General features: G+C 64.2%; 15 protein-coding genes. 9 read left to right on the top strand and 6 right to left on the bottom strand.

Going from position 1 to position 14382, the window contains the following annotated elements; all coding sequences use genetic code 11:
• The 3 genes from EOD15_RS14390 to EOD15_RS14400 form a co-directional block, all read left to right on the top strand.
• On the top strand, positions 1-637 hold a 637-nt coding region (locus EOD15_RS14390), incomplete at its 5' end, for an ABC transporter substrate-binding protein (protein WP_127408574.1).
• 11 nt (positions 638-648) lie between these two features.
• Positions 649-1746: an iron ABC transporter permease gene (locus EOD15_RS14395; protein WP_127267526.1), complete on the top strand. Its 1098-nt coding sequence runs from the start codon at positions 649-651 to the stop codon at positions 1744-1746.
• A gap of 6 nt (positions 1747-1752) precedes the next feature.
• Complete coding sequence (locus EOD15_RS14400) at positions 1753-2541, top strand: heme ABC transporter ATP-binding protein (protein ID WP_127267527.1); 789 nt, start codon at positions 1753-1755, stop codon at positions 2539-2541.
• Positions 2542-2570: 29 nt separating this feature from the next.
• Here EOD15_RS14400 and rirA read toward each other — a convergent pair whose 3' ends face one another.
• A complete protein-coding gene (gene rirA / locus EOD15_RS14405; protein ID WP_127267528.1) occupies positions 2571-3032 on the bottom strand; it encodes an iron-responsive transcriptional regulator RirA in 462 nt (153 codons plus the stop codon).
• 275 nt (positions 3033-3307) lie between these two features.
• On the opposite strand from rirA, the gene EOD15_RS14410 reads away from it, so the two are divergent.
• From EOD15_RS14410 to EOD15_RS14420, 3 genes are all read left to right on the top strand, one after another.
• On the top strand, positions 3308-4603 hold the full coding sequence (locus tag EOD15_RS14410) for a DUF445 domain-containing protein (protein ID WP_127272245.1): 1296 nt from the start codon (positions 3308-3310) through the stop codon (positions 4601-4603).
• 112 nt (positions 4604-4715) lie between these two features.
• Positions 4716-5144, top strand: a complete 429-nt coding sequence (locus tag EOD15_RS14415) for a phasin family protein (RefSeq protein ID WP_127320706.1) — start codon at positions 4716-4718, stop codon at positions 5142-5144.
• Positions 5145-5335: 191 nt separating this feature from the next.
• Positions 5336-5833, top strand: coding sequence for a MaoC family dehydratase (locus tag EOD15_RS14420; RefSeq protein WP_127267530.1), 498 nt, complete (start codon positions 5336-5338; stop codon positions 5831-5833).
• A gap of 39 nt (positions 5834-5872) precedes the next feature.
• Here EOD15_RS14420 and EOD15_RS14425 read toward each other — a convergent pair whose 3' ends face one another.
• Positions 5873-7324 (bottom strand): MFS transporter, encoded by a 1452-nt coding sequence (locus EOD15_RS14425; protein WP_127320707.1) that lies wholly within the window; start codon positions 7322-7324, stop codon positions 5873-5875.
• Between the two features lie 128 nt (positions 7325-7452).
• Between EOD15_RS14425 and EOD15_RS14430 the strand changes: the two genes are divergently transcribed.
• On the top strand, positions 7453-8346 hold the full coding sequence (locus EOD15_RS14430; RefSeq protein ID WP_127320708.1) for a LysR family transcriptional regulator: 894 nt from the start codon (positions 7453-7455) through the stop codon (positions 8344-8346).
• A gap of 49 nt (positions 8347-8395) precedes the next feature.
• Here the strand turns inward: EOD15_RS14430 and cml are convergent, their stop codons facing one another.
• The gene (cml, locus tag EOD15_RS14435; protein ID WP_127320709.1) at positions 8396-9592 is read right to left on the bottom strand and encodes a CmlA/FloR family chloramphenicol efflux MFS transporter; all 1197 of its coding nucleotides are present in this window, start codon (positions 9590-9592) and stop codon (positions 8396-8398) included.
• 213 nt (positions 9593-9805) lie between these two features.
• Positions 9806-11215, bottom strand: a complete 1410-nt coding sequence (locus tag EOD15_RS14440) for a PLP-dependent aminotransferase family protein (RefSeq protein ID WP_127320710.1) — start codon at positions 11213-11215, stop codon at positions 9806-9808.
• Between the two features lie 104 nt (positions 11216-11319).
• On the opposite strand from EOD15_RS14440, the gene EOD15_RS14445 reads away from it, so the two are divergent.
• On the top strand, positions 11320-12210 hold the full coding sequence (locus EOD15_RS14445) for a DMT family transporter (RefSeq protein WP_127320711.1): 891 nt from the start codon (positions 11320-11322) through the stop codon (positions 12208-12210).
• Positions 12211-12228: 18 nt separating this feature from the next.
• On the opposite strand, the gene EOD15_RS14450 is transcribed toward EOD15_RS14445, so the two are convergent.
• Positions 12229-13269 carry a zinc-dependent alcohol dehydrogenase family protein gene (locus EOD15_RS14450; protein WP_127329585.1) on the bottom strand — a complete coding sequence of 347 codons (1041 nt, stop codon included), beginning with the start codon at positions 13267-13269 and terminating at the stop codon, positions 12229-12231.
• A 98-nt stretch (positions 13270-13367) separates the two neighbouring features.
• On the bottom strand, positions 13368-13829 hold the full coding sequence (locus EOD15_RS14455) for a helix-turn-helix domain-containing protein (protein ID WP_127321572.1): 462 nt from the start codon (positions 13827-13829) through the stop codon (positions 13368-13370).
• A gap of 102 nt (positions 13830-13931) precedes the next feature.
• Here EOD15_RS14455 and EOD15_RS14460 point away from each other — a divergent pair.
• Positions 13932-14382, top strand: a 451-nt coding sequence (locus tag EOD15_RS14460) for an MFS transporter (RefSeq protein ID WP_127408575.1), incomplete at its 3' end; no start/stop codon positions are given.

A 14382-nucleotide genomic window follows, 5' to 3' on the forward strand; every position in this document is an offset into this window, starting at 1 on the left:
GTCACCGGAAGGCGTGCTCTCGGTCAACCCGACCGGCATCCTGGCGTTGCATGGCAGCGGTCCCAAGGAAGCCGTCGACGTCTTGAAGAAGACGAGCGTCCCGTTCATCGAAGTGCCCGAGCACTATAGCCACGAAGGCATCCTCGAAAAGGTCCGTATCGTCGGCAAGGCGCTCGGCGTCGACGCCAAGGCCGAGGTGCTGGCCAGGGAACTCGATGCCAAGCTCACGGCAGCCGAGAAGCAGACGACGTCGATCAAGGAACGCAAGCGCATCCTGTTCGTGCTGTCGATACAGGGCGGCAAGATCCTGGCGGCCGGCAGCGAGACCGCGGCCGACGGTATGGTCAAGCTGGCTGGCGGCGTCAACGCGGTCGAGGGCTTTTCCGGCTACAAGCAAATGTCCGACGAGGCGATCATAACCGCCAGACCGGACGTGATCCTGATGATGAGCAATGCCGGGCCTCCGGTCTCGGACGACGAACTGTTCGGCAATCCGTCGATCGCCTCGACGCCGGCCGGAAAGGCGCGCAAGCTGATCCGCATCGACGGTGCCTATCTGCTCGGCTTCGGGCCACGCACGGCCGATGCCATCCACGACCTCGCTGTCTCGCTTTATGGCGGGCAGGTCACGGACTGAACGGGCGGATCATGGTCGATCAATCGATCGCCGGCCCGGTGATGGCAAGCGTATCCGAAGGCGACAGGTCGGGCCGCGCCCGCATCGTCATCCTTCTGCTGTGCCTGGGGCTGGCGGCTGCCGTTTTTCTGTCGCTGACATCGGGGGCTTCGGACGCTTCGGCCGTCAACGTCATCGGGGGCTGGCTGTTCGGCACAGTGCCTGATGACGCCGCGGTGAGCGCCCGCGACAGCCTGATCGTCTATGACATCCGCCTGCCGCGCATCATCCTCGGCATGCTGGTCGGCGCGGCGCTCGCGGTCTCCGGCGCGGTTATGCAGGGACTGTTCCGCAATCCGCTGGCCGACCCCGGCCTGATCGGCGTCTCGGCCGGCTCCAGCCTCGGCGCGGTTGCCGTCATCGTGCTCGGCGCCACGATATTGGCTCCGGTGACCGCCTTGCTCGGCACGCTTGCACTGCCGCTGGCGGCCTTCTGTGGCGGGCTCGCCACCACGCTGGTGCTTTACCAGGTCGCGACGCGGCGGGGGCAAACCTCGGTTGCCACAATGCTGCTTGCCGGCATCGCGCTGGCGGCGCTCGCCATGGCGCTGACCGGCATTCTTATCTTCATGGCCGATGATCGCCAGTTGCGCGACCTGACCTTCTGGCAACTCGGATCGCTCGGCGGCGCAACCTGGGCGAAGATCGCGTCGGTAGGGCCGATCATCGTGCTGGCGCTGGCGGCGATGCCGTTCCTGGCACGCGGCCTCAACGCGCTGGCGCTTGGCGAGGCGACCGCCGGTCATCTCGGCATTCCGGTGCAGCGGCTGAAATACACGGCCATCGTCGGCGTCTCTGCCGCGGTCGGCGCATCCGTCGCCGTCAGCGGCGGCATCGGCTTCGTCGGCATCGTGGTACCGCATCTGCTGCGCCTGCTGATTGGTCCGGACAATCGCTATCTGCTGCCGGCGTCGGCGCTGCTCGGTGCCTCGCTGCTGCTTCTGGCCGACGCGGTTGCACGCACCATCGTTGCGCCGGCCGAACTGCCGATAGGCATCGTCACCGCGATAGCGGGCGCGCCGTTTTTCCTTTGGATCCTGCTGCGCAAGCGCGGCGTGGTTGATTTGTGAGGCTTGATGATCGAGGCCAAGGATGTTTCGGTTGATATCGCCGGCAAGCCTATCGTCAGCGGTATCGATTTCCACGCGCGGCCCGGCGAGATCGCCGCCATCGTCGGCCCCAATGGTTCGGGCAAGACGACCTTCCTCAAAGCGCTTTCCGGCGAACTCGCCTACACCGGGCGCGTTGCCCTCAACGGCCGAGATCTCTCGACGATGAAGCCGGTCGAGGTGGCCGTCCATCGTGCGGTGCTGCCGCAGGCGACGACGCTGTCGTTCCCGTTCACCGTGCGGGAAGTGGTCAAGCTCGGCCTTGTCGGCGGCCGCTCAGGCGTCTTGCCGGGCGAGGATGCGCGGCTGCCGGAACGGGCGCTGGCGCGTGTCGATCTCGACGGCTTTGCCGGCCGTTTCTACCAGGAGCTTTCGGGCGGCGAGCAACAGCGCGTTCAGCTCGCACGCGTGCTGAGCCAGGTCTGGGCACCGGTGCTTGACGGCAAGCCGCGCTTTCTGTTCCTCGACGAGCCGGTTTCCAGCCTCGACATCAAGCACCAGCTGATCATCATGAACATTGCCCGCGACTTCGCCAGAAGGGGCGGCGGCGTGGTCGCCATCCTGCACGACCTCAATCTGACGGCCATGTATGCCGACCGGATCTTCGTCATGCATCGCGGCAGGCTAGCCGCCACCGGGTCGCCGCGGGATGTGCTGAGCGATGACCTGATCGAAAAAGTGTTCGACTGCCGGCTCAGGGTCGGCGTGCTGCCGGCCGGCAATATGCCGTTCGTGCTGCCTCAGTCAGCGGCCTGATTGCAGATCTAGCCCGCGCCCCTGCTGGGTCAGGCAGCTGGTGCGCGGCGCTCCAGCATGTCGATTCCGAGCAGGTTGCGCACATTTGGACGTGCCGCCACGAGGTCGGCGATCGTATAGCGCTCCAGCACGGCGAAGAACGCGTTCAGCGCCTCGCGCAGCGCCGAGTTCAGCGCGCAGCTATCGACGAGCGGGCATTCGGCGGCATCGTTCTCGAAGCATTCGGCCATAGCGAAGCTCTCTTCTGTCACGCGCACGACATCGAACAGGCTGATGGCTTCGGCCGCCCGGCCAAGCTTGACGCCGCCATTCCTACCGCGCACGGTCTGGACGAGGCCGTGCTCGACCAGGGGCTGCAGGATCTTGAACAGGAAAAGCTCCGACACCGAATAGGCGGCCGCGATCTCGGGGATGCGGCTCAATCGGTCATCATTGGCCGCGCAATACATCAAGATGCGCATGGCATAGTTGGTCTGGCGCGTAAGCCGCATTTTGTCCTCACAAGGCACTGGTGCGGTGCAACCACGCCAGATCTGGAAATTTTGCTGATATGGCTTTGACCCGAATTTCCGGATTCGCCACATTGGCCTCGGCGGAATATGGCCTATACCTTGGAATAATTCCAGACTAGCTTCGCCCGATAGATGAATTTTCTCCTCAACTTTGTGTGCGCGGCCGGGGAAAGTTCCGGGCGAAACCCGCTGTCGCGGGTATTTCGGCCATCGGAACACTAAATAGGCTGAGATCGATGAGGAGCGGCTCACCCATGTCACAATCGGCTTCGCCCCTGGCGCCGGTCCGTTTCGATGCCGAGGCGGATGCCAAGCTTTCCGCGTTGCGGCGGACGAAATTCCTCGCGGCGGCCGCACTGGCGCTTTGCGTGCTGGTGTTTGCGCTCGCCAAATCCTTCGAGCGCACCTATCCATGGCTCGGCTTCGTCGCCGCCTTTGCCGAGGCCGCGACCATCGGCGGGTTGGCCGACTGGTACGCGGTGGTGGCGCTGTTCAGGCGGCCGCTGGGACTGCCGATCCCGCACACCGCCATCATCCCGGAGAACCAGAACCGCATCGCCGACAATCTCGGTCGCTTCATCGAGGTCAACTTCCTGGCGCCTGAACCGGTGCGCGAAAAGCTCGCCGAGGTCGATTTCTCGGCACTCGTCGCCGACTGGCTGGCCGATACGGAGCGCGCCGCCGGCCTGTCGCGCTTCGTCGTGCGGCTGGTGCCGCAGACGCTGGCCGCTGTCGAGCAATCCGGCCTGCGCGGCTTCGTCACCAGCCGCATGCTGGAACAGATCGAAAAGGTGCCGTTGGCGCCGCTGGCCGCCGAGCTGTTGTCAGCGCTTACCGACGACCGCCGCCACCAGAAACTGTTCGACGAGTTCACCAAGGTGATCGGCAGGTTCCTCAATGACGAACAGGCGCTGGCGACGATGCGCGAAAAGATCCGCGAGGAACTGCCGTCGCTGTTCAACCTGTTCCGCGCCGACGCCTATCTCCTGAAGAAGATCGTCGCCTCGGCCGGGTCGCTTCTCGACGAGGTGAGGGCCGATCCCGACCACCCGATGCGCGCCGAATTCGACCGCTTCGCCCAAGGCTTCGTCGAGAAGCTGAGAACATCGAAGCAATACGCCAAACGGGCCGAGAAGCTGAAGCGCGACTTCCTGGCCCGGCCGGAGGTCAAGGGGTTGGCCGGCGAGATGTGGGCAAGCCTCAGCCAGTTCATCGAGCAGGACGCCAAGGCGCCGAATTCGGTTGTCCGCGCGCATCTTGCCAACATGTTCGTCGAGGTCGGTCGCCATCTTGCCGGGGATGCGCAGATCCGGGCCGACATGAACCAAGGGTTCGTGGTGGCTCTGGCGTCGTTCGTGGAGAGCCAGAAGGCCGGCGTGTCGACATTCATCGCCGACCAGGTCAAGCGCTGGGACCTTGCCCAACTGACGCGGCTGATCGAGATGAACATCGGTCGGGACCTGCAGTATATCCGCTTCAACGGCATGATCATCGGCGGGCTCGCCGGTGTCGTGCTCTATGTGGCCGAGCGGCTGTTCCTCGTGAATTGATGCGCGACCAGACTGGCGCTCACTCCTCCGTGTCCGAATGGACTCACGGCATGCGAGTGCTATTCTCCCGCCGAGGGTGCCCGCATCATGCGGCAAAGGGGAGCAAACGAGCATGGCGAAACAACCGGAATCCGATTCCTTCATGGACATGTTCGGCAGGTTCGGCCGCGACCTGAAGGTGCCCAATGTCGATGTCGAGGCGATCCTCGCCCATCACCGCAAGAACCTCGAAGCGCTGGAGAAATCGGCACGAGCCAGTGCCGCCGGCGCGACCTCGCTGTTGTCCAGGCAGCGCGAGATGCTGGAGGACACGCTGCGCGAGGTCACGGACATGGCGCAAAGCTACAGGGCGCCGGGCAATCCGCAGGAACTGATGACCAAACAGACGGAGTTTGGCAGAAAGTCTTTCGAAGTCGCATTGAAGAATGCGGGCGAAGTGGCTGAACTGGTCAAGAAATCCGGCGCCGAATCGGTCGACATCCTGCGCACGCGCATCAAGGAGGCGATGGAGGAAATCCGCGCCGGCTACGAGAAGAAGTAGCGGAAATGGCCGAGGCTGGCTCGTTGCTGCCAGCGGCCCCTGAAGCCTGGAAATCCCGATTTAGCCTGCGACTGCGCTCGCGGCGTGGCACGATTGCGGCCGAAACCGGCGGAACGGATTTGCGCCGAGCGAATTGACAGAGGCCGTCAGTTCGTGGTCCGGAGGCTTTGGAAGCGATCGGGAAACCAGGAATGAACGAAATACGGCCTAAAGCGCCGCCGACCTACGAGCAGTTGAGGATGATGGCCGGGCAGGAGCTTGGCGTATCGGAGTGGACGACGGTCGACCAGAACCGCATCGACCAGTTCGCCGAATGCACCGGCGACCACCAATGGATCCATGTCGACCCTGAAAGGGCGCGGCGGCAAAGCCCGTTCCGCACGACGATTGCGCATGGCTATCTGACGCTGTCGATCATCGGCGCACTGGCGCTCGGCATGGGCATCGTGCCCGAGAACACCCAGGCTGCCTTCAATTATGGCTTCGACAAGGTGCGCTTCCTGGCGCCGGTCAAGGTCGGCGCGCGCATCAGGCTGCGCATCACGCTGCTGTCCATGGAGGACAGGGGTCCCGGCCAGTATCTCATGAAGGCAGCCAATACGGTCGAGATTGAAGGCGAGGAAAAGCCTGCCTTGACGGCTGAAACGCTGGTCATGCTCTATGAACGCCGCAAGCGGGCAGGCGCCTGAGCCTGTTTGGAAATTCTACTCTCTGAGCGGTGTGGCGCGTCACGAACCCCTGGATTCCGTGCGGCCTGCGGCGCGGGCAGAGAGCAGCGCGAGGACCAGCGCGATCAGCGCCAGCACTGTCGCCGTCTGAAATGTGACCTGCATCCCCCGGGCGGCCTCGGAACTCAGAAGACCAATGCTTTGGTGCTTTTCGGCCGATGCGACGGCGAATATGGCACCCATCAACGAGGCGCCGGTGATCAGCCCGAGATTGCGCGAAAGGTTGAGCAGGCCGGAGACGACGCCGCGCTGGCCGGCACTGATGCCGGCCATGACGGCTGCATTGTTGGATGTCTGGAACAGGGCGTAGCCGATGCAGGTGACGGTGATCGGAACGACATAGCCGGCAATGCCGAGCGTCACCATGGCGAGCGACAGCAGGAACGTGCCTGTCGTGAGGCTGAGCAGGCCGGCGACCATCATCTTGTGGGCGCCGAAGCGATCGGTCAGGCGTCCAGCCACCAGCGCCGACAGGGCCGAGACAAGCGGCCCGGTCGACAGCACGAGGCCGACCATTGCGGCATCGAGCCCAAGTCCTCGCGAAAGATAGAACGGGGCAACCACCAAAGTCGCCATCATTACCGTCGCGACAACGAGGCTCATGGCGAGGCTGGCGCTCAGCTGGTAGTCGCGGAAGCTTGCAAGCTGGATCAAGGGGTTTTTCACACTCGCCTGCGCGGCGGCGAAAAGAAAAACACCGATGCCGGCAGCGACCAGCAGGCCGACGTTGAGCGGTCCGAAATTGCCTCTGCCAAGCGTCATGGCCAGCGCATAGGCGGCCAATGTCAGGGCCAGCAGGGCAGTGCCCATGACATCGAACGTGCCTCGGTCGAGCCGCGCGGTTTTATTGCGTGCCGGCAAGGCACGCCAGGCGAGAGTGAAGGTGAGCACACCCAGCGGGACATTGACGAGGAAGATCGCGCGCCAGCCAAAGCCGGCGATCAAAAGGCCGCCGAGCGAGGGGCCAAGTGTCGTGCCGATCGCGGACATGGCGCCGAGCAGGCCCATGGCGCTGCCAATTCTGTCTTTGGTCACGGTTTCGGCGACAAAGGCCAGCGTCAGCGCCATCATCAGCGCCGCGCCAAGTCCCTGCACGGCGCGTGCGGCGATCAGCAGCCACAGCGTCGGCGCCAGGCCGCAGAGCACCGATGCCGATGTGAACAGCGCGATGCCGCCAAGCAGCAACGGCCGGCGTCCAAACATGTCGGCCAGCCGGCCGGCGCTGACGATCAGTGTGGTGATGGCGAGCAGATAGGCCAGAACAACCCATTGCACGGACTGGAACGTCGCGCCGAAATTCTGCATCAGCGACGGCAGCCCGACGCTGGCAATGCTGGTTCCCAGCGACGACAGCAGCGTGGCGAGCGACAGACTTGCCAACGCCCAGCCGGCGGATTGCATCCGTGGTGACGCCGATGTCAGCCCGTCCCGATTTTGCTCAGCGATTGCCACGGCGATCTCCTTCCATCAGTCCCACAACCGGAACTGCTGGAGATCTAGTTCCTTGGCCAATGTGGCGGAAGGCGCCGCATTTGCATCTTATTCGTGCGTTTGGCGCCATATGATGCCATGATCTGCCGATGACGTCACCCGATCTCAACTTACTGTTCGCTCTCGACGTCCTGCTGGCCGAAGGCAGCGTGGCGCGTGCCGCCAGCCGCCTGCGCCTCAGCCCCTCGGCGATGAGCCGGACGCTGGCGCGGCTGCGCGAGGCGACGGGAGATCCGCTGCTGGTTCGCGCCGGTCGCGGCCTGGTGGCGACGCCGCGTGCGGAAGAACTGCGACAACAGGCGGGTCGTGTCGTCCAGGATGCGGAGGCCCTGCTGCGCCCTGCCACCTTGCTCGATCTCCCGAGCCTGGACAGGGTCTTCACGCTGCGCACCAATGAGAGCTTCGTCGAAGAATTCGCACCTCGTCTCGTTGCCCGTATCCAGGCCGATGCGCCCGGCGTGCGGCTCCGCTTTGCACCGAAGTCCGATAGAGACGTCATGTCGCTGCGCGATGCGGCGATCGACCTGGACATAGGCGTCGCTGGCGAGACCGGACCGGAGGTGCGCATCCAGGCATTGCTTCGCGACCGCTTCATCGGCGCCGTGCGAATGGGCCATCCGTTGAGCGAGGGCGCGGTGACGCCGGAGCGCTATGCCGCAGGCCGGCACATCAGCGTTTCACGGCGTGGCCGCGAGAAAGGGCCGATCGACGAGGCTTTGAACCGGCTCGGGCTGCAGCGGACGGTCGTGTGCATGGTTTCCGGGTTCTCGGCAGCCCTTGCCATGGCCCGCACATCAGACCTGATCGCAAGCGTTCCGGAGCGGCATACCGAGGGTGCACGCACCGGCATGCACAGTTTTCCCCTGCCGGTTGCCACCGCCGAGGTCACCATCTCCATGCTCTGGCATCCGCGCCTCGATGCCGATCCGGCGCAACGCTGGTTGCGCGACCGCGTGCGGGAGGTCTGCGCGGCGTCGCGCTGACAACGATGAGAAGCCTGCGCCAACCGCCCAGGCTTCTCATCTGTCCCGTCTATTCGGTTTGGCGTTTCTGCAAATGCCTCAGTGCGCCTAGTGTGAGCGTCGCCATGACCGAACAGTAGCCCACCAGCGGCCACGCCGTGTCTCCATCAAGCAGGATGACGAACAGCGTGCCGAGGATGCCGACGACAAGGCTCTGGATGCAGAAGTAGAGCGCGACGGCGGTTCCCGCGACATCGCCGAACGCCTCGAGTGCACCGTTCGCGGTGACTGAGACAGCGAAGACGATACCCGCGGCAACGACCCACATCGGTAAGACGAATGTCGCGAAGGACGGCGCCGCGAACAGTTGCCCGGCCGCCAGCAGAGCCGCGCCGAGCAGCAACATCGCCATGCCTCTGATAGCACTGCCCGCAATGCCCCAACGTGCAATGAACTTTTTGGCGAAGCGGGTGGTCACGATCATCACCAGCGCCGCGGTGGCGAAGGCCAGGCTGAAACCGAGCTGTGAAAAGCCGGCGCGGTCCATGAGCACCCGGGGCGCCGTCGAAAAGAACACGAAGAAGGCGCCCATGGCGGCACTGAAGCCGAGCGTATACGCCCAGAAGGCGAAGCTGGAGAGAATGGGACGAAACGCCATTCGCCTGTCGTTGCCATTCAATGGTCGTGTTTCATGCCATCTCGGCCATGCATTGAGGGTGGCGGCTACCGCCAGACCGCCGAGCGTCAGGAAGATCGCGCGCCAGCCGAGATTGTCGGCGATCAACGCACCGGCAATTGGCCCTAACGCCGGCACGAAGGCCAGCATCGAACTGAACAGGCCGTAGATGACGGCACTTTCAAGCCTCTGCGCATAGACGTCGCGAACCGTTGCAAAGGTCGCAACGAGAACGGCGGATGCACCGATGGCCTGCACGACCCGCAAGGCAACGAACACCATGGCCAGCGAGGTGCAGGCGAGCAGGACGGAAGCGCCTGCAAACAAAAGCGCGCCGCCGATCAGCACCGGACGCCTGCCCATCCTGTCGGAAATCGGGCCGAAGACGATTTGGCCGAGCCCAAGACAGATCATGTAGAGGCTCAGCGTCAGTTGGATGACATCAGGCGATGTCTTGAGGATCTCCGGCATCGCCGGGACGATCGGGAGGTAGATGTCCATGGCCAGCGAGGCCAGGATGTCGAAGGGCGCCATCAGCACCATGGCTGCTGGCAGGGAAGTGGTCCATGTCGGGTTTTTTGGACAAGGCATGATTGAACATCCGCTCAAATGGCTACATTTGGCGGCGATCTGCCGTTCTCACTGAAGATGGGAAATGACGGGCCGCCGCAACAACGAACTGCTGTTGCGGCCTACTTGTCTGCTGACTTGCTGGTTCCCATAGTCGCTATCTCGGATCGCGCGGATATTCTCTCGACGCGCAGATCCGTCCCTTAGCAGCCGGAGGTTGTCCAGGCAACAGGATCAGCTTGGTCGCGCCATCGCAGCCTCGATCACCCTGAAAATCCGCTCGTCCGCGCATTGGGCGGCGTTGAAGCGCAGGAAGCGGCTGGCCGTTCCAGACAGGCTGAATGCGTTGCCGGGCGCCAGCACGATATTGTCGGCCAGCGCGCGGCGGGCGACTTCGGCCGCATCGACGCCATCCGGCAGACTGCACCACAGGAACAGGCCGGCCGGCTGGTCGATCCAGGGTGAGATGCCGATCGCCTTCAGACGAACGCTGGTCTCGCCCATGGCGCGCGCAAGCCGTGCGCGCAGCAAATCCATGTGCTTGCGGTAGCTGCCGTCCTTCAGCAGGGTCAGCACCAGTTCGGCCGCAAGCCGGCCGCCGCCAAAGGTGGTGGCGATCTTCAGGTCGGTCAGGGGCTCGATCCAGTCGCGGGGGGCTGCGATGAAGCCGCAGCGAACCGACGCCGACAGCGTCTTGGAGAAGCTGCCGATGTGGACGACGCGGCTCAGGCCATCGAACGCCGCCAGCCTGGGGGCGGGCGCATGTTCGAAATCGGCGAAGATGTCGTCCTCGACGATAGTCAATTCCGACTGGTCGGCGAGCTTGAGCAGCCGATGGGCGGTGACTGGCGACAGCACCGCGCCGGTCGGGTTGTGGATGGCGGAATTGGTGATGTAGAGGCGCGGCCGATGCTCGGCCAGCGCCTGCGCGAACAGATCGATATCCGGCCCCGACGGCGTGTAGGGAACGCTGACGACCTTGGCCCGGTGGGCGCGCAACAAAGCATGGAAGTTGAAGTAGCAGGGGTCGTCGACCAGCACGGTGTCGCCGGGCTCGATCAGGAACCGGCACAACAGGTCGATGGCCTGCGTGCCTGATTCCATCAGCATGATCTGCTCGGGAGAGGCCTCGATGCCGTGCCCGGCCATACGCCGCGCCAGCAATTGCCGCAGCGGCGGCAGGCCGAGCGGCGTGCCGTAATCGGCCAGTGCGACATCGTCGGCACGCGCTACCGTGCGCAGTGCCCGGCGCAGACCTGCCTGCGGCATCCACGAGGCCGGCAGCCAGCCGCAGCCGGGTTTCAGCATGTCGTCGCCGGCCTCCAGGGACTGGCGTGAGATCCAGAGTGGATCGACCGCGCGGTCGAGGCGGGGACCAATCTCGGCCAGCGACAGCGGCGCCAGCGATCCGGCGGCATAGAATCCGGAGCCCGGCCGCGAGCGGATCGTCCCTTCGGCGGCGAGCCGCTCATAGGCTTCGACCACGGTGGATTTGGACACTCGCATGGATTTGGCAAAGGCGCGGATCGACGGCAATTGCGCTCCCGGCGTCAGGCTGCGCGCCGCGATCCGCTGGCGGATCGTCGCCATGACACCTTCGACCAGCGTTCCGCTGCTCTCGCTTCCTGTGGTCTGTTTGTCCATCCGTACTGCTCTGCCAAGCATGACAGTTTTGCATAATTGTACCGCATTGTCTCTGGCGATACCACCGGCTCCGCGCGATACGGAGCCGACAAACGGAGCATACGATGGACAAGACCGCGAGCGGCTGGATGAATGGATTCATCGGCGTGTTGATCTTCAGCGGCTCGCTGCCGGCAACGCGCGTGGCGGTGAAGGATTTCGATCCGACATTCCTGACGTCGGCCCGGGCGGCGATTGCCGGACTGCTTGGCCTGGCGCTGCTGCTTCTGTTCCGGCAGAAACGCCCGGAGCGCGGCGATCTGCTGTCGCTGGTGATCGTCGCACTTGGCGTGGTTGTCGGCTTTCCCTTGCTGACCGCGTTGGCGCTCAAGCACGTCACCACGGCCCATTCCATCATCTTCGTCGGCCTGCTGCCGTTGGCGACCGCGATCTTCGGCGTGCTGCGCGGCGGCGACCGTCCGCGCCCGGCGTTCTGGCTGTTTTCATGCATCGGCAGCGCGCTGGTCGCGGGTTTTGCCCTGACGCAGGGCGTGACGGCCTCGCCGGTGGGCGATGGTCTGATGCTGGCTGCCATCATCGCCTGCGGCCTGGGCTATGCCGAGGGCGCTGCGCTGTCTCGCAGGCTCGGCGGCTGGCAAGTGATATGCTGGGCGCTGGTGCTGTCGCTGCCGATCATGCTGGTGCTGACGCTGATGACCATGCCGCCTTCGTTCGACGGCGTCGGCGTCAGTGCGTGGATAGGGCTTGCCTATGTTTCGCTGTTCAGCATGCTGATCGGCTTCGTGTTCTGGTATCGCGGGCTGGCGCAAGGCGGCATCGCCGCGGTCGGGCAGTTGCAGCTGCTGCAGCCATTTTTCGGATTGGCACTGGCAGCGACGCTGCTGCACGAGCAGGTCAGCCCGCTGATGGTCGTCGTTACGGTCGGCGTGGTGCTTTGCGTCGTAGGCGCCAAGCAATTCGCGAAGCAGGAATTGCCACGACGCGCGATCGCCTGACGACGATGCCGTCCTCGCCTAAAACTTCGTCACCACGCCGATGCCGATCCCCTCGAAGCCGCCCATCGCCATCAGGGCCGCGGGCGCCTCGTCGAGGCTGATCCTCTTGCCGACCAGCAGTTCGGGCTTGAGCTTGCCGTTGCGGATCATGTCCATCATGGCCTGGTAGCGGTAGGCCTGCATGCCGTGGCTGCCGAGGATTTCGAGTTCGAAGGCGATCACCTTGTCCATCGGCACCTGCGGCCGGGCATGCTCGCCCAGCATCAGGCCGACCTGCACATGGCGGCCGCGCCGGCGCAGATTGGATATCGAATTGAACGAGGTGGTGGGGTGGCCGAGCGCGTCCATCGACATATGCGCGCCGCCATTGGTGATCTGCTTGACCGCCTTGACCACGTTCGGCGTCGTAGATGCATTGATGGTGGCGACGGCGCCGATCTTTTTGGCAAAATCCAGTTTCTCGTCGGTGAGATCGATGGCAATGACATTAGCGCCCATGGAACTGGCGATCATGATCGCCGACAGGCCGACGCCGCCGCAGCCATGCACCGCGACCCATTCGCCCGGCTTCACCCGGCCCTGGTCGACAATGGCTCGAAACGAGGTGACAAAACGGCAGCCGAGGCTGGCGGCGGTGGCGAATTCCATCTCGTCGGGCAAGCGCACGAGATTGGTGTCGGCGTGCTCGATGGCGACATATTCGGCAAACGAGCCCCAGCCGGTGAAGCCAGGCTGCGTCTGGTGCTCACAGACCTGGTGATTGCCCGAATTGCATTCGAAGCAGCGGCCGCAGCCAACGGCGAACGGCACCGTGACGCGCTCGCCGGCCTTCCAGCGGGTGACCTGCTTGCCGGCGGCGACGACGATGCCGGCCAGTTCGTGGCCCGGCACATGCGGCAGCGTGATGCCGTCGTCATGACCCATCCAGCCATGCCAGTCGCTGCGGCACAGACCGGTCGCCTCGACCTTGATGACGACGCCATCGGCTGCCGGCTTCGGATCGGGAACGGTCTGGATCGTCGGCGCTTCGCCGAATTTCTCGAAGACGACGGCTTTCATCGGTCACTCCACCCTCTGTGCTGCAGGAAACGATAGCCGATTCCCTGTCTGGTCGAGCGGAAATCGATTCCGCCACGCCTGTTGGCAGGCAGCAGCTCTTAACCGGTTTCGCGGTTGCGAAAGTCGGCAAGCCGGGTTTCGCCGGGGGCAAGCAGCCGACCGTCCTCGGCATGGACTTCCAGGCGCTTGATCGGCCGGCCGGTGAGATTGTCGACCATGAAGGTATAGGGTTCGCCCGGTCCGGCGAAGTAGGTCTCGCCCCATTGCCGCAGGGCAACCAGGACATAGAACAGGCCGCGTCCCTTTTGCGTCAGCACATATTCATGATGCGCGCTGCCGTCGGGTGCCGGGACCGTTTCGAGGATGCCATGCGCGACGAGATTGCGCAGCCGCGACGACAGGATGTTCTTGGCGACGCCGAGGCTCTTCTGGAATTCGCCGAAGCGCCGCAAGCCGTCGAACGCGTCACGCACGATGAGCAGCGACCACCAGTCGCCGATCGCGTCCAGTGGTCGCGCTATGAGGCAATCCGCTTCGTGGTGGCTCGTTCGTTTCACCATGGCAGTCGTTGGTCCAGCATTCGATTTTCGGTTGCAACATAAAACTGTTCTGCCTATCCAGCAAGAGGTTTCAAGTTGAAACCTTTTATGGAGAGAGCAGACATGAACATGCAGGTGGCGAACAGCGGCGCAACAAGCCTCGAGCAATCCGATGGGCCGCCTCGGGTGGCGCCGCCGCCTGCGGGATTGTCACGATTGACCGCGCTGATCTTCGCCATCGCCTGCGGCCTGAGCGTTGCCAATGTCTATTTCGCCCATCCGCTGCTCGACGCCATGGCGCATGATTTTGCTATCGCGCCGGCCTCGGTTGGCATCGTGGTGACGGTAACGCAGATCGGCTATGGGCTCGGCCTGTTCTTCATCGTGCCGCTGGGCGACCTGTTCGATCGCCGCAAGCTGATTGCCGGGCAGGCGATTCTGTCTGCCGTGGCGCTGGTGGCGGTCGGGGTCGCGCCCTATGCGGCGATGCTGCTGGCGAGCCTGGCGGTGGTCGGGCTGCTTGCGGTGGTGGTGCAGGTGCTGGTCGCCTTCGCTGCCGACCTCGCCGTAGCGT

Origin of the sequence: Mesorhizobium sp. M7A.T.Ca.US.000.02.2.1, assembly GCF_003996995.1 — a bacterium.
In the GTDB taxonomy this organism is placed as follows: domain Bacteria; phylum Pseudomonadota; class Alphaproteobacteria; order Rhizobiales; family Rhizobiaceae; genus Mesorhizobium.